Below are 25,093 nucleotides of genomic sequence, written 5' to 3'. Positions count from 1 at the left end.
TTTCTCCTCGTAGTCCGCCACTGGCGGGCACTGCAAGGATGTAGGAACTTGACTGGAGCAGTTAAATCTGTTTAAATGGCTCCGGAATATGGATGATTAACTGTAAAGGGGAAAAGATGAATAAGAGTGAATTAGTTGATGCTATAGCAAGCGGTTCAGGTTTGACAAAAGCTGACGCAAGCAGAGTTCTTGAAACTTTTATGACTACTGTAACTGATGCCTTAAAAAGTGGCGATCAAGTTGTAATACCTGGATTTGGTTCTTTTTCAACAGGTAATCGTTCAGCACGTACTGGTAGAAACCCACAAACAGGGAAAACTATTCAGATCAAAGCATCTAGAGTAGCGAAATTTAAAGCGGGTAAAAACCTTAAAGAAGCTGTACAAGAAGCTTAAGTTTTCTGGGTGCTTAGCTCAGCTGGGAGAGCATCGCCCTTACAAGGCGAGGGTCGTAGGTTCGATCCCTACAGCACCCACCATGAATTGGAGTGGTAGTTCAGTTGGTTAGAATACCGGCCTGTCACGCCGGGGGTCGCGGGTTCGAGCCCCGTCCACTCCGCCAGATTAACGCGCCGAAAGGCGCGTTTTTTTTATCAGCTTATGGTACTATCTGCCTTTATCAAGCTTATTAAATATCATTAATGGATCTCGGGACATGTTGCAGAAGTTAAATGAACGCATACAAGGTGTTGTAGCTTGGTTAGTCATCATATTAATCGCTATCACATTTACTCTTTTTGGTGTGGATTATTATTTGCAATCGCATCAAACATCCAATGCCAAGGTTGTAGTGAATAATGAGCCAATAACCAATCAATCATTTGAAACTAACTACAGACGTACTCGAGCTCAGCAAGATTTGGCACAGATGACCGCGTCAGATGAAAAAAATCTGCAAAATCAAGTCCTTAATCAAATGATTACTAATGAAGTAACTCTCCAGGCCGCTCGCAAGTACGGATTTGAAGTGACTGCAGATCAAGCGAATGCCGCAATTCTTAATATTCCACAATTTCAGGTTGACGGACATTTTTCAAGCGAACGCTATCAGCAGGCATTAAGCGGTGCTTTATTTACTCCTGAAACCTTTCAAAACGAAGTGCGTCAGGGGATGTTACTTAATCAGCAGCGTTATGCTTTTATGGGTAACTCGTTTGCATTACCTGAAGAAATTAAGCGTTTTGTTCGATTGTACATGCAAACACGTGACTATGATTACCTAACCGTAGCATCATCTCATTTTCTTAAGCAGATTAAAGTCAGCAGCGATGATATAAATGCTTATTATAAAGCACATCAAAATGAGTTCATGACTCCAGAGCAAGTTACTGTAGATTACATCACATTATCAATGCATGATATTAAATCGCGTTTAAAAATTTCCAATGACGATGTTGCTCGTTATTATGAAGAAAATAAAAATAATTATCTTACACCTGCTCAGTGGAAGGTAGCGCATATCTTATTTGCTGTACCTGAGGGCGCTACTCTGGAAGAACAGGAAAAAATTCAAAAGAATGCAGATGATGCTTATGCTCAGCTGGAAGAAAATCCAAAACAGTTTGAACACATGGTTTCTACAATTTCTGATGATAAGCTTTCTGTAGCGGATAAGGGAGTTCTGCCCTGGATAACTGCAGGTCAAACTGAATACGCTAAAGTGTTATCTGATCTAACCGAGGAAGGTCAGATTTCTGCACCAGTAAAAACGAAGCATGGTCTGGAAATTTTTAAATTAATAGCCTACAAACCTGTAACTACCAAATCGTTGGAACAGGTGTCTTCAACAATTAAAGAACAGCTTTTAACTGACATGGCGCAAACGCAATATGCGCAGGCTTTGGAACAGCTTTCAGATTTAAGTTATCAGACTCCTGATACTTTAAATCCTGTTTCGGATGCTTTGAAACTAAAAATTCAAACATCTGAGCCATTCTCTCGTTTGGGAGGTAGGGACGCTATTACTAAAAACAAACAAGTCATTAATGCGGCGTTTAGTCATGATGTACTCGAATTAAGTAATAACAGCGATCCAATACAATTGGATAACGATTCTGTTGTTGTCATTCGAGTTAATCAGCATATTCCCTCGAAAAAACAAAAGCTGGCTGATGTTCGTGAACAAATTGAAAAAACCATTGCAAAATCTCAGGCTGATGCTAAAGCGAAAGAAGTGGGAATGAATTTATTAAATCCAGTTGAAGATGAAAAACAAAAAGATCTGATGACATCAAATCAACTGGAATGGAAGTCAGTCGTTCAATCTTCTCGTGATAGTGATAAGGCTGACACTGTAATTAATGATTTGGCCTTTAATCTACTTAGACCTGAAAGTCGTGATGGTGTCATCCTGAATAATGGTGACTACGTCGTAGTACGATTGAAGCGCATCAATGATGGAAAATTGAGTTCGTTGGACAAGGAGCAGCAAGACAGCTTGATTCAGCAAATTGAAGCAAGTTATGGCATGATGGATTACGATCTTTATGTTAACGCCTTGCTGAAACAAGCTAAAATTGAGCGTCATTAAAATTTAAGATTTTCATTTGGCAACGATAGGCATTTAATTGAACTGATACTGTATCAATACATTTAGTAATTAAGTCTATCGTTACCAACAATTCTGTTGATATATACCCATTAGAAACTATTACTTTACAACCATTACAATGTAATGCGATACGTTCGAAACAATTCTGTTGCGAGCAACAGAATCTACGACAAATCAGTCCAGTTTTTCACTCTAGATTAACTATGTCTCAGCATCAGTTAGCTGCCTTTAAATAAATCTAAGTCGACTTCCCGCAGCGAAGACCGCGAGATTTCATACTTCAATGCTAACATCATGGATCAACTATGTCTCAATTAAGCCTGGTTGCTCACAACCAGGATTTTATGCACCAACTATAAGCTTCGATTTAGAAGCTTGAGAAAGCATGATCCTGTTTGCGAGCAAACAGGCTACAACTCCTGGATCCCACGGTCATAGCCGCGGGAACTCGGTTAAGATGGGGACTAATGTTGCACTTCGGATTTCTGTGGTTTCGATCCAAGGCGCAACATTGTGTCTTGATAATATGATTTAATAGAATAAGCCTGGTTGGGGGCAAGGCATTTATTGTGGCAATATAAAAATTACGAAGATGCAGTTCATAAGCAAAATCTAGAGCGTCCAATTGATCAAAAATAAAACATAAGGTATACTCCGCATGTTTTTGAACATGAGCTTGTAAGTAAAAATGAAAAATATCGAAAATAAAAATGGTAAACGCAGACGTACACATTGGAGCATGAAAACATGTTTCTGGACAGCATTAATTATCGTCTTGCTTTCATCTACTATTGTCATTTTGTTAATGCATAAGCCAGTGTGGATTGAACTAGAAACACTCGCTTTGGTCATTGGTTTGATGATGACCTTTTTCTATTCTTATATCTTGTATCATGGAGTAAAATTTTTGGATGATGGAGCAATTACTGTATCGGAGGCTATTAGCAATATATCGAAGTGGGATTTTCTGAATTCACTCTATGTAGATAATATTGGGGATTTTAGTAAAGCAGGCGCCAGCGAAGATCCTATGGAGTTACTTATAGGCCTATTTCTCGATATTCTTTTTAGTTTGCTTCTGACGTTCATACTCGGGTTGCTCTCATGGTTTGGAGGTAATCTGGTTGCTACAAGCATCATTATAATTACAATACCATTATTCTATATCTTCACTCGTTCTATACGATTCGTTATGCGGCATGTTGAGGAGTGTCGAGGCAAGGTTTTAAAATCAATTCAATATGGTTTGGGCTATGCCTTATTAAAGACTACGACACTTTGTATCATGATCTTTGCTGCGCATCAATTGGCTAATCTCATTAAAATGTCAATTTTTGGAGGAGCAATCTTATAATCAAGATGGTAAAACTTGCGAGAGTTTAATCGAAAGTAACTGCATTACTGTGAAGAGTAGGTTAAATAATAGCTTATACGTTAAATCTCTCATTTTTGAGACTGGCATATTCTTCGAATGAAGAGGAAGATAATTTTTAAAGATGGTGCTAAAACTAAACTGGGAATCGATATGCAAATAAAACACCGAAAAAAACTGACAGCTATTTTTTTAGCCTTATTATCACTGGCCTAAATCCCAGGTATAGGCCAAATCTTTGGTGGTCGTTTAGGACGCTCTTTTCTTTTATCGGGAATTCTGCTTGCCATATCCTTAAGCTATGCTGCTGGAGCTATGAATTATATTTATAGCGGAGTACCAACATACCTAGCTCTTTTCCTTATCTGGATATACATAGCCTACGATGCTTATAGACTTAACGTAGATAAAAATGGGGTTAAATTAAATTGGTATAACAAATGGTATTTCTATATTTTCTTTGCCCTAATTTTTTATTTTATATTTCTTCTTTCTAAAGCATTTATGGCTAATTATCAACACCCACGGATTATAAATGAAATATTTTCACCAACATTACAGACTGGAGATCTCGAAATGGCAAAAATGAATTATGGACATTCATCAGGATTTTTTATAACTAATGTTTTTGATAATAGTGCACCTTTTAATTCTCTAAGCCCAGTACTTATTTTTTCGAGTCCAAAATATACTGTTGGATCCTTTATTGCTTTTAAAAGTTCTGATGAAAATAAAATTTATGTTGGTAAAGTAATTGGTATCACTGGAGATACTTTTACTAAAAAAAGTACTTCAATTACGATTCCTCAAGATATGGTTTTGGTTTTGGTTAATAAAGATGAAACTATATTAATCCCAATGAAAGATATTGTTGGTAAATTACTTTACATTTTTTGGGCAAGAAATTTTGCTAGGATAGGCACACGCGTTGATTAAAATTAGTTGTAAACTTTTTCTAGTCATAAAATTGCTAAAGTGATTTTGCGACGCTCGCATAAGATTTGAACCATTCGAGATTTGATACCTTTTTCCCAAGATCGGGGCCGGACCTCTGGTTGCTCGCAACCAGGATTTTATGTACAAACTATAAGCTTCGATTTAAAAGCTTGAGAAAGCATGATCCTGTTTGCGAGTAAACAGGCTACAACTCCTGGATCCCGCGGTCATAGCCGCGGGAATTCGGTTAAGATAGGGACTAATGTTGTACTTCGGATTTATGTGGCTTTGATCCAAGGGTTCAGCTTGATTAGGTTGGGCCTTGGCCATACAAAATCTAAGCCATGTTCGAAAATGAATTGATGTATTTGCTGTACCAGATCAAGCCCAATCTCTCATAAACCAATTATTACTTCGAATCAATGAATTGTCTGGCCAAGGCTCAACTTACGCTAAAAAAAGTGAAGATGGTTTGGGGCTTTATCGCTGGATCCAGTGCTTTAGGGTTGCTATCCGACATTTCTGGATTAATGCCGGATACATTCACTGGTGCAGCCATAGATATCATCCAGAGATAGTGGCTGGGAACCAGTCTAAACTGATAGGTTATTTCAGATATTTAAGCTGCCAAGCAGTCTTAATGTATCCGATTAACCTAGTTCGCTCATTGTTGAAACAGCATGGTAACCTGCGTCCACATGAACCACTTCACCGGTTATTCCTGACGCCAGGTCAGAGCATAGAAATGCTGCTGTATTTCCAACTTCATCTGCTGTAACATTTCTTTGGAGTGGAGTAATGTTTGCATAGGCAGCCTGTATTTTGCGAAAATCTTTGATACCTGCTGCGGCAAGCGTTTTAATCGGCCCAGCTGATATAGCATTGATTCTTAGCCCTCGTGGACCCAGACTTGCTGCCAGATAACGTACTGCTGCCTCAAGGCTTGCTTTTGCAATACCCATGACATTATAGTTAGGTACTGCTTTCTCTGCCCCGTAATAGCTTAAGGTTAATATAGAGCCTTGTGTTTCCTCCATCATTGGCAATGCAGCTTGAGCCAAGCCTACTAAACTGTATGCGCTGATGTCGTGAGCAATTCTAAATCCTTCTCTATTAGAGCATTCAATAAAATCACCACTGATTTGATCTGCTGGAGCATAGGCTACCGAATGGATCAGAATATCAAATTTATCCCAATGTTTACCTAGGTTAGTAAATAAAGCGCTGATGTCATCATCTCGAGCAACGTCACAAGGGAACGTTAGCGTAGAATTAAATTCAGCCGCCATGTTTTCAACACGAGACTGTAATTTTTCATTTTGATAGGTGAAGGCGAGCTCCGCTCCTTGAGCATGAAATGCTTTTGCTATTCCGTAGGCAATGGAACGATTACTTGCTAATCCGATAATTAAGGCCTTTTTTCCAGATAAAAATCCCACAGTATTCTCCTTCGTCTTACTCTTATTTAGTAGTATGTGATGCGAGCAATTCGCGCATTTTTGCTTGAATCATTTCAATGGCAATTCGATTTTCACCACCACGAGGTACAATAATATCGGCATATCGGCTCGATGGTTCTATAAATTGCAAATACATAGGCCTGACCGTTGTTTCGTATTGGTGGAGAACTGACTCAAAAGAGCGATGGCGCTCAACAACATCTCGTTTTAAACGTCGGGTTAAGCAAACATCCAATGGAGTAGACATAAAAATGCGAATATCCATAATTTCTCTAAGGGCTTTGTCACTGAATAGCAAAATTCCTTCTAAAACAATAATCGCATGCTGACCTACTGTTCTGGTTTCAGGTAAGCGTAAATGTTTCGAATGGGAGTAAATCGGTATATCTACTGATTTACCCATTCTGAGCTGGCGTAGGTGGTCGCAAAGTAGTGCATGGTCAAATGAATCAGGGTGATCGTAATTTATCTTTTCACGCTCACCAAAAGGCATATGGCCGTTATCTTTATAATATGCGTCTTCAGAGATCACTACTACTTGCTCTGAGCCAAGTTCGCTCACAATAGTATTTGCTAAAAGACTTTTACCCGATGCTGATGGCCCGGAAATTCCAATAATGATAGCTTGCTTAGTCATAATGATATCGTTAAAAATTTTGTGCAAATAGTAAAGCTATTTTGCGTTAAATTCAATTGTATATGGGGTTTTTCATGTGGATTACTTCATATTTGTCAGAGTTTCATCCATTCCTCGCCTGGTAGCAGAATATTTAGATAATATAAATTGAGCTTGCCTGAACAACAGGCAGCTCTAATTTACACCTAATCGAATATTTCGTTAACCAAGGTATCTTTATTTAAATACGGTATTAGGCAACATCCCTATAAAATTCCACTACTTCTTTGAGGGGAGCGCCAACTGCTCCAGAAGGAGGATTAATACCCAATAAAGCCGATAAGGTCGAAGCAATATCGGTAGTGTACACTGGTCGTGAAATGAGCTTCGGTTCAAATTTTGGATTGACGAACAATAAAGGTACATAACTATCATATTGCCACGGGGTTCCATGGGAAACTGTATCCTCTTGTTTGTCATCAAGCGATTGATAAGGAGGAGGAATCAGATACACATCTCCTGCACGATAAGGGTAAGCCATACGATTGACTTTGGCAGTGAGCCAATCTTCTTCAATATTGGTAACTGGTAATGGATAAGCTCTGTATATGCCTGGTTGCTGAATCAGCGAATTGGATATAAATCTGCTAACCTTAGAGACACTTAATTTGTGCTCAGCAATGAGCTGATGGTTGAGGTAGATGTAGGGTGGGGTAATGGACATCAAAGTCTCAGGGGGAAGTTGATATTCTTTAGATAACATCAGTTTAATGGCTTGCTCCAATGCCGCAATGTCAAAAGGTTTACCTTGAGGGATATTATGTGATTTAAGAAAAGTTGGGCTGTCACTAACGCCATGATCCGCAGTGAGTATAATGAGTGTATTTTCGAGCCCAGTCTGTTTGTCGATTACAGATAATAAATGACTCAATGTTTTATCCAACTGCATTAAATTATCTTCTGCTTCAAGGCTATTTGGACCGAATTGATGCCCGATGGCATCTACTGCTGAAAAGCTGATGCCAAGATAATCTGTTTTATTGTCTGATGTTCCTAATTGTTCATTAATAAGTAATTGTTCTGCAAAATCAGCAGTTAATTGATCTGCTTTGGGTGTTCTGGATAAAGATTTAAAATAGGATTCTGATGGAGGATTGCTAACATGATGAGGGAACGTTTGGTTAAAATCTCCATAATATTCTTTGAATGGCTTTGTTGCAGAGTTTTGATATTGAGTAATGGGTTGACTTAGAGTCCAGTCGAAGGCTACAGGCTTATACTGTGCATTCCAGGTTTGAACCCATTGAGGATAACTGGTGTAATAATACCTGCTGGATACGAAGCCACCGTTTATTTTGTCAAACCAGAATGCTTTTCCTGAATGACCTGCTAGCGTTATCGCAGCGCGATCTTTTAAAGAGACCGCAAACACCTTTCCTTTATTTGCCAGGCTAATTTCATCACTTAGAGTAGTCCCTTGCAAGTTTTTTGGAGAACGGCCAGGTATGGATTTTTTTGTGTGAATTGTCGATACAATCGCGTTGTTCAAATCTTCCATGCAATAGATAAGATTTTTTGAGTTTCTGTCAAACCAGTCATTATCGATGACACCATGTATCGAAGGATAACTACCAGTTGCTATAGTTGCATGACCGGCACAGGTAGTGGTGTTGGCATGAGGATGGTGGGCGTTATTAAAGTTGATACCATGACTTATTAAATAATTAAAGCCCCCGGATCCCATTTGATGTTGGTGATTGTGGATTAAATCGCCACGTAACTGGTCAACCACAATTTGTACAATCAGCTTGGGTTGGGGGGGGTGAGCATATCCAATAAAAGCATAAAAAAACAACAGTGAACTGCAGAGGATTCTTATCATTAGAGTAACTGCTAAAAGTTAAATTGCTGATTAAATTACCGTAAAAAAGACCTATAAAGCAATAATTTATTAACTGAATTATCTTCTAGGGTCTGTTGATAATTGCTCCCTTCACCTATATTACTCCTGTATGCGCGAGAAGTAGGGGGCTATAGATGAAAGGTCAATAGGCACTGATATTTTTTTATTAAAATCAACAGGTTGAAATTTAAATAGTTAGTAAAAAGAAAACACATGACGAAAATAATTAATTAGTTTAAACTGATTTTTGGTGAAAGAAATTCACTAATCCTGTTAATGGAGTTTAAGGAGAAATTAAGATGTCTTATGAATTAGTAGCATATGAAATATTAAAATCCAGCATTAAAGAAGCCATAGCATCATCAATTAAAGAGCATAAGAAAACTTACAAAAAGGATCTTGATAAACTATGGGAGGCCACTGATATACTTCCTCAAGAAAGGAAGATTCAAGCGCGTCTCTTATTAAAAACAATAGAACTCCTTGATAAACAGGATGATAAATCTGAAGCAGCACGAGTATTGAATACATTAGCATTTTATATCTACGATAAAATTGTAGAAAGTTATGGTGGAATTTACAGTTTTGTATTAAGTGCAGATAATAGTGGAATGAAGCGGTTCCTGGGATTGAGCCTTAATTTAACTAAAGATAATATGCCTGGTGATATCGAGTTGGTTGACATGTATCCCAGTCTGCTCAATTTTTTCCTTAACCATGTTTATGTAGGTGGTGATTGCAGAAAAGGTTATTTGCCTGTTAATCCATTTGATATTGAAGGATATAAAGTCGAAATTGATATAAAAGATCTAAAATTAAAAGAAGCTGCGCTATTCAATAATAATGTAGACAGCGCGGAAGCTAAAAAGGAGCAAACAGTAAGCCCTGCCAAACACCGTTCCACTTTGTATGGAGCAAGCAGTTCAAAGGCTTCTGTACCTAAAACACCAGCTAAAGATACAACCCCTTCAGCAGAGCCTGTTCCCATGTCAAATGGATTAGGTTAGGGCTGTTTACAATCAACTATGTCTCAGTTAAGTATCCTGGTTGCTCGCAACCAGGATTTGATGCACCAACTATAAGCTTCGATTTTGAAGCTCGAAAAATCATGATCCTGTTTGCGAGCAAACAGGCTACAACTCCTATTCTCTACCGCGAACAAATCGAGGCACGTAGTCTGCGGAGATGAATTGTAAACACGCCCTAATTCATGTGCTTTTTTTAAAAGAGTGTAACTACCGGCCCCTGTTTGTATACTGTATAAGTCGAATCAGCCTTGAACCAGCAGGAGTATGAGATTACAAGAAAGAATAATGGGCTCTCTTTGTTCACTCATGCTGCTGGAGCATAACTACTCCTGCTCAACGGGATAACCAAACATTGCCCACTCCATGATTCCGCCATCTACTGAATAAACATCCTGATAGCCTATATCCATAAGACTTTGAGCCGCATATAACGATCGAACGCCGCCTCGGCAATGCAAATAAACCGGTTTTGATTTATCTGTTATTGAATCGTTTATTTTTACAGAGATTTCATCTTTGGGAATGTGAAGCGCTCCAGGGATTCGCATATCACGCCATTCATCAATCTCACGTACATCAATTAAGCATAAATCTGGATGAGCATCCATTCTATTTTTTAACTCATGAACATCTATAGTTTTAATATCATGCTTTGTCATAACGAATTTCTCTCATTGACGGTCTGGTTAATGTTGAATGATGAAGCAGCCAGTAAATTGTCGCAGTCAACACTCCACCTATTAAAGTAGCGAATGCCCAGGTTGGTGCAGATACTAAAACCGGTTTTTGTCCTAGTCGGTATAAATTACCAGCATCTCGTGCTACGGCACCTGCAAAAGTAATATGTAACATTCCATTGATTAAAGCAATCAGATAAAAAAAGGTTTCAAGTTGGGTACTGAATTGTTTTGCCAGTTCAGCAATCATAAATCAGGTTCCTTTCATATGTATTGATTGCCTCCATGATAACAGAAAAATGGCAGAAATGACTAAAACAACGGCCACACTTTGCATAGGGGAAGGCGTTTCTCCAAAAATGAGATAACCCCAAAATAAGCCAGTCAAGGCAACGACGCCGCCTGTCAGGCTATAAAATACAGGGCCAGCTAAACGAATAAGCGTGAAAAAAAGTAAGTAACCCAGGCTGGATAAGATAATTTCCAGAACGATAATTTGTTTTACAAAAGTAAATGGCCCAGAAAGAGGATAAAATGATCCTTGGGATACCACAAGAGGGATTAGCAGAAGCGAGGCCGCCAGGAGCATGCCACTTGCCGCTTGCAGAGCGTTTATTCCTTTGGGTTGTTTTATACCGATGTATATAGAGCAAACAGCAAATCCTAGTGGACTTAACAGGGCTAATAATGTCCAACCTGAATACAAACCCGTGGTATTAATACCTATGATAAAGAGTATTCCTGTCATGCCAAGTAATAAAGCAAACAAACGCCATCCATCCAATTTCTCCTGGCCTGTCAGAAGGGCCAATGGATATACAAGAAGCGGTACTGTATTCACAAGTACTGCCAATAATCCTGCAGGGATATGACTGGCTATGAAATACATATTGGTATTTGGAATGGTTATTCCTATTAATCCACACATTAAAAAATAGGGGTAGTATGAGCGGTGAAACAGATTAGCTTTTTGCGTGGCAAGGCAAATGCAGGTTAACAATACAGCGGGACCTAATGATTGCCAGAATGCATACCCAAGAGGAGATACTCCATTCGTCATGGCAAATTTAGCTAACGAATATCCCGAGCCCCAGATAAAACCTAAAACGATGAGAAGGAGGAGTGATTTTAAGGTTTTTAATTTATCCATAAACGGGTATGTTCATCAATAATGTGAAAACTTGAATTATGACACTCAAGTGCTAAATGAATCAATCCTCAGGATTTTTATGTGTTTTTTGTTTAGGCCAGATAGTGACAGTGTGCGTATAATTTCTCCTTAACCCAGATGGCTAAAGGCTAAGTGGGATATAAAATAGCTGGTTCGTGATAGGGCGTTTTGACTAACCCTAATGTGACCTTGCGGCATTTTCGAATCGGTTAACCCTCTCTGATTATTGGACTATAATTAGGGGAATTGAGCCAGGAGTTGGTGTGTTGAATAGATGACTTTATCTTTTATTTTATCATGAACATAGGGTAACATCAGGTCATTCCCACATTTAGAGAACACGCATGAACGCTAATGACATACCGGTACCTCATCTGACTACTGCTCACTCGGGACCTTTATTTCATGTAGAAAAAATTCTGTTAAATCATGTTGCTCCAATCGAAGCCTGGTTCAGGCAAAAATGGAAGGAAACTCCTGCCCCTTTAACATCATCTGTAGACTTGCGGCATGCGGGATTTAAACTGGCACCAGTAGATACTAATTTATTCCCGGCTGGATTTAATAATCTGAATCCAGACTTTCTTCCTCTATGCGTCCAGGCTGCTCAATCGGTGTTAATTGAGTATATTCCGGATTGTACTAAAATTCTGATTTTACCGGAGAGCCACACTCGTAATAAATTTTATTTACAAAGTTTAAATGTACTTCGTACTATCTTCACAAAAGCAGGATTTATAGTTCGTATTGGAAGTCTGGATCCCGAAATAACAAATCCCACGGAAGTATTACTTGAAAATGGTGAGAGTTTACTCATTGAGCCGTTGCGACGACAAGATAACCGAGTAGGGCTAGATGACTTTAATCCATGTTTCTTATTGTTAAATAATGATTTGTCTTCAGGTGTTCCTGAGCTACTGGTCGGATTGGAGCAACGAATAAGACCCACCGCTAAATTGGGTTGGGCATCCCGTTTGAAATCAAGCCATTTTCAATTTTTTGATGAAGTAGCCAAGGAATTCGCGGAATTGGTAGATATTGATTCCTGGTTGATCAATCCCTATTTCAGTGCCATTGATGGAGTCGACTTTATGGCGCAGGAAGGAATTGAGCAATTAGCTCAAGAGGTCGAAAAAATTCTTGGTTTGATAGCGGATAAGTATGCTGTTTATGGAATTGCAGAAAAGCCGTTTGTTGTCGTTAAGGCAGATAATGGAACTTATGGCATGAGTGTTATGATGGTTCACGATGCCAATGAAATCAGACAGTTAAATAGAAAACAACGTACCAAAATGTCCAGTAGCAAAGGAAGTCGAAAGGTTGAGAGAGTGATTATTCAGGAAGGGGTCTACACCTTTGAAACCATGCCGAATGGAGCAGTAGCTGAGCCTGTTGTCTATATGATTGGTCAATTTGTTGTTGGCGGATTCTACAGAGTTCATCAGGGGAGAGGAATTGATGAAAATTTGAATGCGCCAGGAATGCATTTCGAACCATTGGCTTTTGCTCAAGCGTGCAATATGCCCTGTGATGAATTGGAAGTGGTGGATTGTCCTAATCGCTTTTATGTTTATGGAGTGATTGCTCGTTTGGCAGCTTTGGCCGCTGCCCGAGAAATCAGGGCTATCGGAGGTGAATAATGAAAGTCGCAGTTTTAATGGATCCATTACATCGTTTGAAACCCTATAAAGACACTACTGTTGCAATGATATCCAGCGCTAAAGCTATGGGTTGGTCCTGTGTTTATTTTACTCAAGAAGATTTGTTTTGTAGTTCGGGTCATTCCTATGCGCGAGTTCATGAGATCAGTATTGGTGATTTACACAGTTCTGAATGGGCTGAAGTAAACGATCTGGGGGAAAAACCATTGAGTGATTTTGATATGATACTCATGCGCAAAGATCCTCCCTTTGATATTGAGTACATTTATACTACTTATGCTTTGGAGCTTGCCGAGCGAGATGGCGTTTTGGTGGCAAACAAGCCTCAAAGTTTACGTGATGCTAATGAAAAGTTTTTTACTTTGAATTTTCCTCAGTGTTGTCCTCTTACCTTGGTATCCAGAGACATCAAGCGATTAAAAGCCTTTTGGCGCGAGCATAAAAATGTAATTTTCAAACCATTGGAAGGCATGGGGGGAAGTTCAGTCTTTCATGTGGATGAGCAGGGAAGAAATCTATCGGTTATTCTTGAAGTATTAACTAAAGGTGAAACCAAGTGCATTATGGCACAACGCTATATCCCTGAAATTGCTGTTACAGGAGACAAACGAATTCTTGTGATTCATGGTGAGCCAGTACCCTACGCCTTGGCGCGAATTCCTGCACAAGGGGAGTTACGAGGTAATTTGGCAGCCGGAGCCAGGGGAGAAGTTGTTCCCATTACAGCAAGAGATCGATGGATATGTGAACAAATTGGCCCTGTGCTAAAAGATAAAGGATTGTACTTTGTTGGTATTGATGTGATCGGTGATTATTTGACTGAAATTAATGTGACCAGTCCTACCTGTTTAAGAGAAATTTCAGAAGAAACAGGATTGGATATAGCGGGTGATTTTCTTCGCGGCCTTGAAAAGATTCGCCAGCAATAAAAGCTGGAACCGAGGGAATTGTTGCTAGGGGCTGTTGATATTTGATTTATTTAGCCTTACTTCCTAGGCTTTTTGCCTGAACGTTCTTCACTTTTTTAAGCTTAGGGTGGGGCTTGGCGCGGCAATACATTGATTCGAACTAATTATTGGTTAAAGACTACAAGCTGACTAAATTGATGCTACGATTCCTCCGCGAAAAGGCGGGGAATCATGCAATCATACGGTATTATGACCCATTTAGTAAATTATTCATCAACATAATCGTTAGCTGCAGCTGATTGATCTGCCTGGACGTCTTGAGCATAGAGTGAACCATTATCTTGCTCCGCTCCGGTTATAAGATAACTTCTATGCTGTAAATAGGCATCACGAATAAACGAATATTGATCTAATGCCTCATTCATCAGCCGTTCAGTTTCAAAGAGTTGTGAGCGTAAATCAACATATCTTAAACCGATTAGACCAAAGGCGAGAGCATCATTTTTCATGTAAACGTAGGGGCTCCAAAGGGCAAATTGGAACAGCCAGCCCGAACCATCTCTAATGGTACTTGGTCCTATAAAGGGGATGACAATATAGGGGGATTTTTTATCACCCCATTTGGCAAAAGTAAGCCCTAAGTCATTATAGTGAGGAGGAAGACCAAATTTATTCGCTACATCGAAAATACCAGCAACTCCAATGGTCGAGTTAATGGCAAAACGCCAGGAGTCTCTTATTGCCCATTTTCCTTTAGCTTGCAAAATATCGTTAGCGATGGTGGGCAGCATATCGAGGTTATTAAATGCATTATTAACGCCTTTGCGCACTACGGTGGGAACAACCGCAACATAGAGTCGTGTAGGCGGCTTTAACATGGTTGCATCAAAAGCCATATTAAAGTTATGAACTTTGCGATTAAATGGTTCATATGGGTCTATGGGATTAGTCCCTTTATGAGCACATCCTGTTAACACTAAAGAACTTACCATAGTTGCAAATGTTACAATTAAACGCATAATTTATTCTAATTTTTTAGATACTTAGAATGATGTTACACCAGTTTATGCTTCTTGCAAACAGCTCTTACAATAAGAAATTTGCTGTAAATTAAAGAGGGGTAGCTCAGGATAATCCATTTGAGTTTCAAAGATAAATTATCCTGTTGAGATTTAAAATTGCATCAAAAAAGTAACTGGCCCATCGTTACACAAATGGACTTGCATGTTGGCTCCGAAACTTCCGCATTGTGTTTTGGGATGTGCTTGATGTGCCATGCTTAATAATTTATCGAAGAGTTGTCGTCCAAGTTCAGGCGGCGCTGCTTTTGAAAAACTAGGCCGGAGGCCTTTTTGAGTATCCGCCATTAAAGTAAATTGCGGTACGAGCAAAAGACCGCCATCAATTTCCTTCAGGCTTAAATTCATTTTGCCTTGACCATCATCAAAAATACGGTAGTTGATGCACTTATCGATCATTCGAGCCAACCGTTGCTCTGTATCATCAGGCTCAAATCCACACAGGATCATTAAGCCTTGATTAATCGACCCTACCGGAGTGTCATTAATGTCAACCCGCGCTTCAGTAACACGCTGAATCACAGTTAACATGCATCTAATCCTTGTTTTGAAATCTCTTTAGTCGCGTAAATTATTGCATCAATTATTCCCGATTCTCTGTCGGAGTGCCCGGCATCGCGTACAATTCTAAGATTTGATGCAGGTATTGCCTGATGAAGTTCCCACGCTCCGGCTAATGGGCTGACCAGATCAAATCGACCGTGGACGATATAGGTTGGTATATGCCTTATTTTATGCACCTGATCCATAACCTGGTTTTCTTCAATAAAATAACGATTATTGATGAAATGGGATTCCAGTGTCGCAAGTGCAAGAGCAAAATGAGGATCGCTGTATTGATCGATGACATAAAGATGGGGTTGCAAACTACTGCATCGTGCTTGCCAAAGCGCCCAGTTTTTTGCAGCACTCATTCGAATGAGATCGTTAGATCCTTGCAGGCAATCTGCATAAAATTGGGGAATATTGTGGCGCTTGTTCTCTGGAACCAAACTGATAAATTCTTGCCAATAATCAGGGTACACTAAGCTGGCACCCTGTTTATAGAACCAGTCAATGTCGTTTTGTCTGCCTAAAAAGATTTGATGCAACAGCAACGCTTTAACTTGTTGGGGAAATTTTTGAGCATAGAGTAACCCTAATAATGAGCCCCAGCCACCACCGAACAGTACAAACTCGGATAAGCCCAGGAAATCTCGGATTGCATCAATATCATCAAGCAGTAAGGATGTTGTATTGTCTTTAATTTCAAGATGAGGAGTAGAACGTCCACAACCGCGTTGATCAAAGAGGATGATTCTGTAACGTTGGGGATCAAAAAATCGTCTTAGATGGGGATCTGCTTCCGCACCAGGTCCAGGATGCAGTACAATGACTGGAATTCCTTCTGGATTCCCAGTTTCTTCAACATATAGTATATGGGGTTTGCTTGCTTTGACTTCATGTTGGGCATAAGGTTTAATTGCTGGATAGAGGGAATGCATATTAGTCCTTTATAATTTTTTGTATAGTATACTTTAATTAACTGCAATACAGAAATCACAATATTTTGCGCTCTGTATAGGTTTAAAGCAATACCAGCGTTATCTGAATTTTATACCAGAGACTTGAATAATCCCTTTGTCTTTATGAGTTAAATTGAAGATAATGCTCCATCTCTGTTCGATTGGAATCTATTTATGAGCATGACAGCACTTCTTAAGGGCTTGAATGAACGCCAATGTGAAGCGGTTACCGCTCCTTTAAATAATATGTTGGTTCTGGCTGGTGCCGGAAGTGGTAAAACTCGAGTATTAGTCAGCCGAATTGCCTGGTTAATCGAAAAAGAACAACTTTCACCTCATGGAATCCTGGCTGTAACGTTTACCAATAAGGCCGCCGGTGAAATGCGCTCACGATTAAGCAGTATGCTGAATACTCCGGTGATGGGACTCTGGGTTGGAACATTTCATGGTTTATGCCACCGTTTACTGCGTCGCCATTATAAGGAAGCACGTTTACCCGAACAGTTCCATATTCTGGACTCAGAAGATCAGGCTCGCGTTATTAAAAGAGTCATCGCGTCTTTAAATCTGGATCCCGATCGCTGGCCGGTAAAGCAAGCCCAATCCTTTATTAATGGCAGAAAAGATGAAGGCATCAGGCCTCCGCATGTTAATGCTTTATCTTATGGGCCAACAAAAACACTGGTAGCGATTTATAGTGCTTATGAGCAAGCCTGTCAAACAGCCGGTGTCATTGATTTTGCCGAACTATTATTACGAACCCACGAAGTGTTGAGGGACAACCCGGAAATTCTGGCGCATTATCGACAGCGATTTCAGGCTATTCTGGTTGATGAGTTTCAGGATACCAACACTATCCAGTATGCCTGGATCCGTTTACTTGCTGGAGAACATACTCCGGTATTGGCAGTAGGGGATGATGATCAGTCTATTTATGGTTGGCGTGGCGCAAAAGTTGAGAACATTCAAAAGTTTTCTACTGATTTTAAAGATACCCACATCATCAGATTAGAGCAAAACTATCGTTCGACAGCGACTATTCTTGAAGCAGCCAATGCATTAATCACCAATAACAACTCACGTATGGGTAAAGATTTGTGGACCGCAGGAAACACGGGTGAAAAAATAATTGTCTACAGTGCTTTTAATGAATTGGAAGAAGCGCGTTTTGTTGCAGAACGGATTATGATGGAGATTAATCAGGGTGGCAGTGCAGATGAAATTGCAATACTGTATCGCTCCAATGCCCAATCACGAGTGTTAGAAGAAGCGTTATTACGTGCCGGAATTGCCTATCGAATTTATGGAGGGGTTCGTTTCTTTGACAGGGCAGAGGTCAAAGATACTTTAGCTTATTTGCGTTTGTTGGTGAATACGAATGATGACACTGCATTTGAGCGGGTTGTTAATTTCCCTACACGCGGAATTGGTGAAAAAACACTGGAAGATCTTCGAGCCCATGCAAAAACAGAGCAGTGCTCCTTATGGAGTGCTGCGAAAAATCTGTTGCAATCAGGTGAAATGACTCAGCGTTCGGGTTCATCACTACTGCGCTTTATAGAACTTATCGAACAATTGCAGATAAAGACAGTAGCTATGGAGCTGGATGAACAGCTCTCTGAAGTGATTCAAAAAAGTGGGCTCTACGCTCACTTCAGTAAAATTAAAGGAGATAAATCCGAGTCACGTCTGGATAACTTGCAGGAATTAATTAACGCGGCCAAACAATTCCGTTACGAACAAGACGAAGAAGACGAACTTCCCCTGGTCAATGCATTCCTGGCCCATGCTTCACTTGAAGCCGGTGAGATGCAGGCTGAGGAACATGAGCGCTATGTTCACTTAATGACTTTGCATGCCGCTAAAGGCCTGGAATTTCCCGTTGTATTTTTGGTTGGCCTGGAGGAAGGGGTATTCCCTGGAAAGCAATCTCTTGAAGAGCCTGGTCGTCTCGAAGAAGAGCGTCGGCTGTGTTATGTTGGCATGACCCGGGCCATGCGCAAGCTGATCTTGTCCTATGCCGAAGTAAGGCGTCAATATGGGCGAGAGGAATATCATCGACCGTCACGATTCTTACGAGAATTACCTGAGCAACTGCTTGATCAGGTTCGTGTCAAGGCACGGTATAGTCCAGTGTCAAGTTCTCGAAGTCAAATTCCTTCAGCACCTGAATCTTCAGCCATACCGATGGGACAAAATGTTGTGCATGCAAAATTTGGACAAGGTGTTGTGCTGGCAGTTGAGGGAAGTGGTGCGCACACCCGTGTTCAGGTTAAATTTAGCGAACATGGGGTAAAATGGCTGGTTTTGGCCTATGCTAATTTAACGGTTGTTGATGAGTGTTCTCATTTTTAAAGAACCGGTAAGGTGCAGGTTAGTGATAAGAGCATTAGTCTTTGTAAGTAATCGGTATTTAATATTGAAATTTTCTTTAGTCGGTGCTAGGGTGCGACTGGCTAAAGAAACTGGATTCAATTAAAATTCAGTCCGGTAGTGAATCGACTCTGAGTACGCTGCCGATATTAACTTAAATTATTAGTTAACCATTAATAAGGGGAATTGTGTGAAATTTTCAAAATTTTTAACTGCAGGAGCGCTGGCAACTACTTTAGTATCACCCATGACTATGGCCGCTGATGCTACAACTACCCCTATGTCTGATGCTCAAAAAAAAGAAATTGAAAAATTGGTTCATGATTATTTGATCAGTAACCCAGAGGTACTGTTGGAAGCTTCTCAGGCATTACAACAAAAGCAACAACAGAATATGCAGCAGCAAGCACAGTCTGCGATTTTAGAAAATGCAGATCAACTGTTCCAGGGTAATCTGACCACAGTGGGTAATGCCAAGGGTGCTGTGAGCATAGTCGAGTTTTTCGATTATCAATGCATTCACTGCAAAAAAATGTCCCCAATTATTGATAGTTTAGTTAAAAAAGATTCTGGCTTACGAGTTATTTACAAAGAATTCCCTATATTTGGCAAAAGCTCTGAAATGGCTTCAAGAGTAGCTCTTGCTGCCGGTATGCAAGGCAAGTACCAGCAGATGCATGAAGCTTTATTGAAAATTGAAAAACGTCTTGATGACCAAAATGTTATGGATGCTGCCAAATCATTAGGTTTGAATATGGATAAGCTCAAAAAAGATATGGACAGTAAAGAAGTTACAGATATTCTTGAAGCGAATCGTCAACTGGCAGAAAAACTGCATTTGATGGGAACACCAGCATTTATCGTTGCCTCCACTCCTGATGGCAAATTTAAATCAGGTACTGAGCCTTCATTTATTCCAGGCGCAGCAAGTGAAGAGTCATTGCAGGAACTGATTAAGAAAGCTGCTGGAAACTAGAGTAATTTAGTGATTCAATCGTAAAGAATTATAAGAAGTCACATTCTGTTGAGACTATGTCATGCATAGTCTCAATATATCTAATTCGGGTTGATCATGGCTTATTATCCAGCAATACGATCACTTGAGGAGTTATTAAAAACCTCCTAATTGTAAATTTTGAGACTTTCATGACAAAACCAACTACATTTCAAGAAATCATATTAACACTGCAGCAGTATTGGGCTGCTCAAGGTTGTGTTCTTTTACAACCTCTGGATATGGAAGTTGGTGCAGGTACTTTCCATCCTGCCACCTTTTTAAGGGCAATTGGTCCTGAGCCTTGGTCGGCTGCTTATGTGCAACCCTCCAGAAGACCTACTGATGGACGTTATGGAGAAAATCCCAATAGGGTTCAGCATTACTATCAATTTCAAGTAGTACTTAAGCCCTCTCCTTTGGACATTCAGGACAAATACCTGGATTCATTGCGTGCTTTGGGTGTTGATCCATTAGTGGATGACATTCGTTTCGTTGAGGATAACTGGGAATCTCCTACGCTCGGCGCATGGGGTTTAGGCTGGGAAGTCTGGCAAAATGGCATGGAAGTATCACAGTTTACCTATTTTCAGCAGGTAGGTGGTTTGGCGTGTAAACCCGTTACCGGGGAATTAACCTACGGACTCGAACGAATTTCAATGTTTGTTTTGGGTGTTGATAATTTGTTTGAATTACCCTGGTGTAAAAATTCACAGGGAATTGTCACTTATGGTGATGTATTTCACCAAAATGAAGTTGAAATGTCGGCATATAATTTTGAACATGCCAATGTTGATGAATTATTTAAACAGTTTGATTATTACGAAAGTGAGGCGCAAAAACTGATTTCTCTGCAGCTGCCGTTGCCTGCTTATGAAATGGTAATGAAAGCATCACATTCATTTAATTTACTGGATGCACGTAAAGCAATATCCGTTACTGAACGTCAACGTTTTATTCTTCGTGTAAGACAGCTTTCCAGAGCAGTGGCTCAAGCTTATTATCAAGCTCGAGAGGCTTTAGGCTTCCCTATGCAAAAGGTGTGTGATGGTCAATGATTTTATTTTTGAATTAGGGTGTGAAGAGTTACCCTCCGCTGCAGTCTGGCCTTTGGCTGACGAGTTTGCTAATCAATTACTCGCGGCATTAGATAAGGCACAATTAAGTTATGGGGAAGTGAAACGATTCGCGACACCCAGACGATTAGCTGTTTTAATTCGGGACTTACAATCAGAGCAAAAAAGTCAGACGGTGACCCGTAAAGGCCCCGCTGCAATTGCCGCATATGATAAAGAGGGTAATCCTACTCCTGCATTAACAGGTTTTGCCAAATCCTGCGGAGTGCCTGTGGAAGCATTGACCCGAATCCAGACTGATAAGGGAGACTGGATGGTTTGTGAGATCCAAAACGCTGGCGCCCAAACAAAGACGTTATTGCCTGCCATGGTTGTTCAATCCATAGCTTCGCTCTCTATTGCCAAGCCCATGCGTTGGGGTGATGGTGATGAAGAGTTTGCCAGACCTGTGCATTGGGCTGTTATGCTCTATGGCGACGAAGTGATTGAACAGAAGATTCTTGGCGTTAAATCTGGACGAGAAACTAGGGGACATCGATTTCATCATCCGCAAAAAATAAAAATAGTCTCCGCTGAACGCTATGAAGAGCAATTGCGTGAGGCCTTTGTTGTTGCCGATTTTGCAACGCGTCGTAAAATGATTGAAGAACAGGTGGGGCAATTGGCTGAATCCTTAAATGCCAGTGCCATTATGCCTGATGATCTGGTTAATGAAGTCACTTCTATAGTTGAGTGGCCTCAGGCATTAATTGCCAATTTTGAGAAAGAATTTCTGGATGTTCCTGCAGAAGCCCTGATCGCTTCCATGCAATCGCATCAAAAATGTTTTGCTTTGAATGATCAACAAGGCGCATTGTTACCTCATTTCATCACTGTAGCAAATATAGCCAGTGCTAATCCTGAGCAGGTCATAGCAGGTAATGAAAAAGTAATGCGTGCCCGATTAAGCGACGCGGCATTCTTTTTTAGACAGGATAAAAAGCAGTCTCTAAGTGAGCACATACCATCAACAGAACAAGTAGTTTTTCAAATCAAACTTGGAAGTTTGCATGATAAGGCATTGCGCGTTAAATCGTTAATGCATCATTTAAGTCATGCGCTTCAATTATCTACCAAACAAGCAGAACGTGCTGCTGTATTGAGTAAATGTGATTTGATGACAGGGATGGTGGGCGAATTTCCCGAGTTACAGGGGTTGATGGGGTATTATTACGCATTAAACGATGGTGAAGATCTGAGTGTTGCACAAGCGTTGAATGAACAATACATGCCACGATTTGCAGCAGATAAGCTTCCTGAATCTGCTTTAGGTATGGCACTTTCATTAGCAGACAGAATCGATACCTTAGTGGGTATTTTTGCTATAGGTCAAAAACCTACTGGAGTGAAAGATCCATTCAAATTGCGGCGTCATGCTTTAGCCGTGGTTCGTATTTTAATTGCAACACCTTTGCCGCTTAATTTATCGACCTTGATCGATGAAGCGATAGCAAATTTTGGCGAGACAGTGAGTTTGGATCAGACAGCTGTTCTTGAGTTAAAGACGTTTATTCTTGAGAGGCTTCAATCCTATTATCAAGGGCAAGGGGTGAGCGCTGATCTGGTTCAGGCAGTACGTGCTCGACAGGATGACTGGCTTTATGATCTGGATTTGCGGTTAAATGCATTAAAAGTCTTTATTAGCTTACCTGAAGCCGCATCACTTTCAGCGGCCTGTAAACGGGTTAATAATTTATTGGCTCACGCAGATACAAGAGATCTGGAAGGGGATATTAACGCGGATATTATAGAAGAAGGAGCTGAACAAGCACTTTATACTCACATAAATGCCGTTAAAGAATCTGTTGACTCTCTATATCGCGATGCCAATTACGGATTATTACTCAAGCAGTTAGCCCATTTGAAAGAACCTGTAGATGCCTTTTTTGATAATGTGATGGTCATGGTTGATGATAAGGCTATAAAAAAGAACCGTTTGGCGTTGTTATCCCAATTAAACGATTTATTACAGGGCGTTGCTGATATTTCAATGTTACAGTTGTCATGACTCAATTAATCTTACTGGATCGTGACGGGATAATTAACCAGGACTCTCTACACTATATTAAAAGTGTAGAGGAGTTTATTCTTATTCCTGATAGCATTCAGGCAATTGCTCAGTTGACTAAAGCGGGATACACCATTGGCGTGGCTACCAATCAGTCCGGTGTTTCCAGAGGCTTTTACACAGAAGATGAGCTGGCAGCGATACATTTGAAGATGATACAGACAATTGAGTCGGTTGGGGGGCGAATTGATGCAATTGAATATTGCATTCATCTCCCATCAGAGCACTGTTTTTGTCGAAAACCAAAACCTGGCATGTTACTCAATTTAGCGAAGAAATTTAGTTGCTCTCTTGATAATGTACCTTTTGTCGGGGATCGTGTATCGGATATTGAGGCTGCCTATGCGGCTGGTGCCAGTCCAGTTATGGTGTTGTCATCTATGACTGATCTCGCTGGATTAAAAGCTTATCCTGAGGTGCCTGTTTATCAATCCCTCGCACATTATGTCGATCATTTATTATCGTAATCATGAACTTTATAACATCAGTAGGATATGAGTGCGATGAATTGCGGGACAAAGCAGAACTCCTGGCAAAACAACTTGATTTTACCCTTGATAAAGACGCCTCTAGCTGTTTGTACCTCACTTCAAGTAAGTTGACTTTGAAAATATCTGGTTTCTCACTCTTATCAGCAGATTTTACTGCCTTAACCTGGAATAAGCGTAGATCAGAAGGAAAAAAACAAGGTTTGATTCGTGCATGCAAACCAGCACCGGGGGTTAAAATTTTTGATGCAACAGCAGGGTGGGGACGAGATGCTGCGATTTTAGCCAGTTTTGGCGCACAGGTTGTTATGTTGGAGCGCAATCCTCTAATGGCTTCTTTATTATCCGATGCAATCGGCCATCAGGATGAATCGGACAAGCACAAATTAAATGTTTCTCTTCATGCTGGTGATGCCCGTTCCTATTTGATAAGTCTTGCTGACACTGAGTATCCGGATGTTGTCTATATTGATCCCATGCACCCACAACGCAGTAAATCTGCTTTAGTGAAAAAGGACATGCAGGTTTTACAACAGATGATTGGTACGGATGAAGATGCATTGGACTTATTAACAATAGCGATATCACATGTGAAGCAAAGGGTCGTTGTAAAATGGCCTCAAAAAACGAAACCTTTGTTAGTACCTGATAGTAGTATTGAGGGTAAAACAGTCCGGTTTGATGTTTATTTTAAAAAATAAATTACTGCATTGTTTCTTGGCGTTAGCGTGAAGCCTGGTTGTTCCCAACTGTCTTTTGATCACATCTTTGCCCGCGTCCTGCGGCTTTGATCGTGGAACCAGGATGAGAGTGCTAAAACATTGGATCAACTATGTATTAGCCTTAAGCAGTTGCTCTAGTTGAATTAACCCCAGCGGAAATCCCGCGGCTGTAACCGCGGAACTCAGAGAGTAGATCCGAACTGGTTTTTCGAAGATGTGTAGAATATTCAATTGCTAGCAAACAAGACTATTATTAACGCAAGAGGGGATATTCCCAGATGGCAGTTGATTTAACCAAACTCAGCCAGCTCTTCTCTTAATCTTTTTTCTTCAAACAGATCTTCAATTTTTCTGCGTCGTTCCAATTTTGTAGAAGGGCTTGGTTCTGGAATAATTGGTGCCGCATCATTAACATCTTCAATATCTGTATCAAAATCATCAAAACCACGAGTACTCATAGCCATCTC

23 protein-coding genes and 2 tRNA genes are annotated in these 25,093 nt (G+C 40.2%); 15 read left to right on the top strand and 10 right to left on the bottom strand.

What is annotated here, in order from left to right; genetic code table 11:
- The first annotated feature begins 116 nt into the window (after window positions 1–116).
- The 6 genes from G543_RS0102355 to G543_RS0102330 all read left to right on the top strand — a co-directional run bounded on the left by G543_RS0102355 (window position 117) and on the right by G543_RS0102330 (window position 4,858).
- Window positions 117–395: an HU family DNA-binding protein gene (locus tag G543_RS0102355; RefSeq protein WP_028383104.1), complete on the top strand. Its 279-nt coding sequence runs from the start codon at window positions 117–119 to the stop codon at window positions 393–395.
- Window positions 396–402: 7 nt separating this feature from the next.
- Window positions 403–478: transfer RNA gene (locus tag G543_RS0102350), tRNA-Val, on the top strand.
- A 6-nt stretch (window positions 479–484) separates the two neighbouring features.
- Window positions 485–561: transfer RNA gene (locus G543_RS0102345), tRNA-Asp, on the top strand.
- A 93-nt stretch (window positions 562–654) separates the two neighbouring features.
- Window positions 655–2,529: a SurA N-terminal domain-containing protein gene (locus G543_RS0102340; RefSeq protein ID WP_028383103.1), complete on the top strand. Its 1,875-nt coding sequence runs from the start codon at window positions 655–657 to the stop codon at window positions 2,527–2,529.
- 709 nt (window positions 2,530–3,238) lie between these two features.
- On the top strand, window positions 3,239–3,904 hold the full coding sequence (locus G543_RS0102335) for a hypothetical protein (RefSeq protein WP_028383102.1): 666 nt from the start codon (window positions 3,239–3,241) through the stop codon (window positions 3,902–3,904).
- A 333-nt stretch (window positions 3,905–4,237) separates the two neighbouring features.
- Complete coding sequence (locus G543_RS0102330; protein WP_028383101.1) at window positions 4,238–4,858, top strand: hypothetical protein; 621 nt, start codon at window positions 4,238–4,240, stop codon at window positions 4,856–4,858.
- A gap of 650 nt (window positions 4,859–5,508) precedes the next feature.
- On the opposite strand, the gene G543_RS0102320 is transcribed toward G543_RS0102330, so the two are convergent.
- From G543_RS0102320 to G543_RS0102310, 3 genes are all read right to left on the bottom strand, one after another.
- Entirely contained in the window at window positions 5,509–6,297 is a 789-nt protein-coding gene (locus G543_RS0102320; protein WP_028383100.1) for an enoyl-ACP reductase FabI, read from the bottom strand.
- A 22-nt stretch (window positions 6,298–6,319) separates the two neighbouring features.
- Entirely contained in the window at window positions 6,320–6,955 is a 636-nt protein-coding gene (gene udk / locus G543_RS0102315; protein WP_028383099.1) for a uridine kinase, read from the bottom strand.
- Window positions 6,956–7,187: 232 nt separating this feature from the next.
- Window positions 7,188–8,816, bottom strand: a complete 1,629-nt coding sequence (locus tag G543_RS0102310) for an alkaline phosphatase family protein (protein ID WP_028383098.1) — start codon at window positions 8,814–8,816, stop codon at window positions 7,188–7,190.
- 320 nt (window positions 8,817–9,136) lie between these two features.
- Between G543_RS0102310 and G543_RS16890 the strand changes: the two genes are divergently transcribed.
- Window positions 9,137–9,844, top strand: coding sequence for a hypothetical protein (locus G543_RS16890; RefSeq protein WP_051190552.1), 708 nt, complete (start codon window positions 9,137–9,139; stop codon window positions 9,842–9,844).
- Window positions 9,845–10,188: 344 nt separating this feature from the next.
- Here the strand turns inward: G543_RS16890 and G543_RS0102300 are convergent, their stop codons facing one another.
- From G543_RS0102300 to G543_RS0102290, 3 genes are read right to left on the bottom strand one after another with little or no spacing between them, the layout of a single operon-like run.
- A complete protein-coding gene (locus G543_RS0102300; RefSeq protein WP_028383097.1) occupies window positions 10,189–10,524 on the bottom strand; it encodes a rhodanese-like domain-containing protein in 336 nt (111 codons plus the stop codon).
- Complete coding sequence (locus tag G543_RS0102295; protein WP_028383096.1) at window positions 10,511–10,792, bottom strand: hypothetical protein; 282 nt, start codon at window positions 10,790–10,792, stop codon at window positions 10,511–10,513. Before G543_RS0102295 ends, G543_RS0102300 begins: the two co-directional genes overlap by 14 nt.
- 3 nt (window positions 10,793–10,795) lie before the next feature.
- Window positions 10,796–11,692: a DMT family transporter gene (locus tag G543_RS0102290; protein ID WP_028383095.1), complete on the bottom strand. Its 897-nt coding sequence runs from the start codon at window positions 11,690–11,692 to the stop codon at window positions 10,796–10,798.
- 365 nt (window positions 11,693–12,057) lie between these two features.
- Between G543_RS0102290 and gshA the strand changes: the two genes are divergently transcribed.
- Window positions 12,058–13,353 carry a glutamate--cysteine ligase gene (gene gshA / locus G543_RS0102285; RefSeq protein ID WP_028383094.1) on the top strand — a complete coding sequence of 432 codons (1,296 nt, stop codon included), beginning with the start codon at window positions 12,058–12,060 and terminating at the stop codon, window positions 13,351–13,353.
- On the top strand, window positions 13,353–14,303 hold the full coding sequence (gshB, locus tag G543_RS0102280; RefSeq protein ID WP_028383093.1) for a glutathione synthase: 951 nt from the start codon (window positions 13,353–13,355) through the stop codon (window positions 14,301–14,303). The genes gshA and gshB overlap by 1 nt, the downstream gene beginning before the upstream one ends.
- 245 nt (window positions 14,304–14,548) lie before the next feature.
- Here the strand turns inward: gshB and G543_RS0102275 are convergent, their stop codons facing one another.
- The 3 genes from G543_RS0102275 to pip all read right to left on the bottom strand — a co-directional run bounded on the left by G543_RS0102275 (window position 14,549) and on the right by pip (window position 16,845).
- Window positions 14,549–15,301 (bottom strand): MlaA family lipoprotein, encoded by a 753-nt coding sequence (locus tag G543_RS0102275; RefSeq protein ID WP_028383092.1) that lies wholly within the window; start codon window positions 15,299–15,301, stop codon window positions 14,549–14,551.
- Window positions 15,302–15,454: 153 nt separating this feature from the next.
- Window positions 15,455–15,892 carry a D-aminoacyl-tRNA deacylase gene (gene dtd, locus G543_RS0102270; RefSeq protein WP_028383091.1) on the bottom strand — a complete coding sequence of 146 codons (438 nt, stop codon included), beginning with the start codon at window positions 15,890–15,892 and terminating at the stop codon, window positions 15,455–15,457.
- Window positions 15,886–16,845, bottom strand: coding sequence for a prolyl aminopeptidase (pip, locus tag G543_RS0102265; RefSeq protein WP_028383090.1), 960 nt, complete (start codon window positions 16,843–16,845; stop codon window positions 15,886–15,888). The genes dtd and pip overlap by 7 nt, the downstream gene beginning before the upstream one ends.
- A 195-nt stretch (window positions 16,846–17,040) precedes the next feature.
- Here pip and uvrD point away from each other — a divergent pair, with 195 nt between their 5' ends.
- From uvrD to G543_RS0102235, 6 genes are all read left to right on the top strand, one after another.
- Window positions 17,041–19,221, top strand: a complete 2,181-nt coding sequence (uvrD, locus tag G543_RS0102260; RefSeq protein ID WP_028383089.1) for a DNA helicase II — start codon at window positions 17,041–17,043, stop codon at window positions 19,219–19,221.
- Between the two features lie 208 nt (window positions 19,222–19,429).
- Window positions 19,430–20,215: a DsbA family protein gene (locus G543_RS0102255; protein WP_028383088.1), complete on the top strand. Its 786-nt coding sequence runs from the start codon at window positions 19,430–19,432 to the stop codon at window positions 20,213–20,215.
- Window positions 20,216–20,385: 170 nt separating this feature from the next.
- Entirely contained in the window at window positions 20,386–21,291 is a 906-nt protein-coding gene (glyQ, locus tag G543_RS0102250) for a glycine--tRNA ligase subunit alpha (RefSeq protein WP_028383087.1), read from the top strand.
- Window positions 21,281–23,356, top strand: a complete 2,076-nt coding sequence (gene glyS, locus G543_RS0102245; RefSeq protein ID WP_028383086.1) for a glycine--tRNA ligase subunit beta — start codon at window positions 21,281–21,283, stop codon at window positions 23,354–23,356. Before glyQ ends, glyS begins: the two co-directional genes overlap by 11 nt.
- Window positions 23,353–23,883: a D-glycero-beta-D-manno-heptose 1,7-bisphosphate 7-phosphatase gene (gene gmhB / locus G543_RS0102240; RefSeq protein WP_028383085.1), complete on the top strand. Its 531-nt coding sequence runs from the start codon at window positions 23,353–23,355 to the stop codon at window positions 23,881–23,883. The genes glyS and gmhB overlap by 4 nt, the downstream gene beginning before the upstream one ends.
- A 2-nt stretch (window positions 23,884–23,885) precedes the next feature.
- Window positions 23,886–24,605, top strand: coding sequence for a class I SAM-dependent methyltransferase (locus G543_RS0102235; protein ID WP_028383084.1), 720 nt, complete (start codon window positions 23,886–23,888; stop codon window positions 24,603–24,605).
- 311 nt (window positions 24,606–24,916) lie between these two features.
- Here G543_RS0102235 and G543_RS19155 read toward each other — a convergent pair whose 3' ends face one another.
- On the bottom strand, window positions 24,917–25,084 hold the full coding sequence (locus tag G543_RS19155) for a PA3496 family putative envelope integrity protein (RefSeq protein ID WP_165482372.1): 168 nt from the start codon (window positions 25,082–25,084) through the stop codon (window positions 24,917–24,919).
- Window positions 25,085–25,093 lie beyond the last annotated feature (9 nt).

The organism is Legionella moravica DSM 19234 (genome assembly GCF_000423305.1).
Lineage (GTDB): Bacteria > Pseudomonadota > Gammaproteobacteria > Legionellales > Legionellaceae > Legionella > Legionella moravica.
Note: the sequence above shows the minus strand (reverse complement) of the source record. Positions and strands in the feature narration are given on the sequence as shown.

Excerpts from the sequence above, each read along its gene's own strand:
- G543_RS0102355 (WP_028383104.1), top strand. The coding sequence starts at position 117 with ATGAATAAGAGTGAATTAGTTGATGCTATAGCAAGCGGTTCAGGTTTG.
- G543_RS0102340 (WP_028383103.1), top strand. The coding sequence starts at position 655 with ATGTTGCAGAAGTTAAATGAACGCATACAAGGTGTTGTAGCTTGGTTA.
- G543_RS0102335 (WP_028383102.1), top strand. The coding sequence starts at position 3,239 with ATGAAAAATATCGAAAATAAAAATGGTAAACGCAGACGTACACATTGG.
- G543_RS0102330 (WP_028383101.1), top strand. The coding sequence starts at position 4,238 with ATGAATTATATTTATAGCGGAGTACCAACATACCTAGCTCTTTTCCTT.
- udk (WP_028383099.1), bottom strand. The coding sequence starts at position 6,955 with ATGACTAAGCAAGCTATCATTATTGGAATTTCCGGGCCATCAGCATCG.
- G543_RS0102310 (WP_028383098.1), bottom strand. The coding sequence starts at position 8,816 with ATGATAAGAATCCTCTGCAGTTCACTGTTGTTTTTTTATGCTTTTATT.
- G543_RS16890 (WP_051190552.1), top strand. The coding sequence starts at position 9,137 with ATGTCTTATGAATTAGTAGCATATGAAATATTAAAATCCAGCATTAAA.
- G543_RS0102300 (WP_028383097.1), bottom strand. The coding sequence starts at position 10,524 with ATGACAAAGCATGATATTAAAACTATAGATGTTCATGAGTTAAAAAAT.
- G543_RS0102295 (WP_028383096.1), bottom strand. The coding sequence starts at position 10,792 with ATGATTGCTGAACTGGCAAAACAATTCAGTACCCAACTTGAAACCTTT.
- G543_RS0102290 (WP_028383095.1), bottom strand. The coding sequence starts at position 11,692 with ATGGATAAATTAAAAACCTTAAAATCACTCCTCCTTCTCATCGTTTTA.
- gshA (WP_028383094.1), top strand. The coding sequence starts at position 12,058 with ATGAACGCTAATGACATACCGGTACCTCATCTGACTACTGCTCACTCG.
- gshB (WP_028383093.1), top strand. The coding sequence starts at position 13,353 with ATGAAAGTCGCAGTTTTAATGGATCCATTACATCGTTTGAAACCCTAT.
- G543_RS0102275 (WP_028383092.1), bottom strand. The coding sequence starts at position 15,301 with ATGCGTTTAATTGTAACATTTGCAACTATGGTAAGTTCTTTAGTGTTA.
- dtd (WP_028383091.1), bottom strand. The coding sequence starts at position 15,892 with ATGTTAACTGTGATTCAGCGTGTTACTGAAGCGCGGGTTGACATTAAT.
- pip (WP_028383090.1), bottom strand. The coding sequence starts at position 16,845 with ATGCATTCCCTCTATCCAGCAATTAAACCTTATGCCCAACATGAAGTC.
- uvrD (WP_028383089.1), top strand. The coding sequence starts at position 17,041 with ATGAGCATGACAGCACTTCTTAAGGGCTTGAATGAACGCCAATGTGAA.
- glyQ (WP_028383087.1), top strand. The coding sequence starts at position 20,386 with ATGACAAAACCAACTACATTTCAAGAAATCATATTAACACTGCAGCAG.
- glyS (WP_028383086.1), top strand. The coding sequence starts at position 21,281 with ATGGTCAATGATTTTATTTTTGAATTAGGGTGTGAAGAGTTACCCTCC.
- gmhB (WP_028383085.1), top strand. The coding sequence starts at position 23,353 with ATGACTCAATTAATCTTACTGGATCGTGACGGGATAATTAACCAGGAC.
- G543_RS0102235 (WP_028383084.1), top strand. The coding sequence starts at position 23,886 with ATGAACTTTATAACATCAGTAGGATATGAGTGCGATGAATTGCGGGAC.
- G543_RS19155 (WP_165482372.1), bottom strand. The coding sequence starts at position 25,084 with ATGAGTACTCGTGGTTTTGATGATTTTGATACAGATATTGAAGATGTT.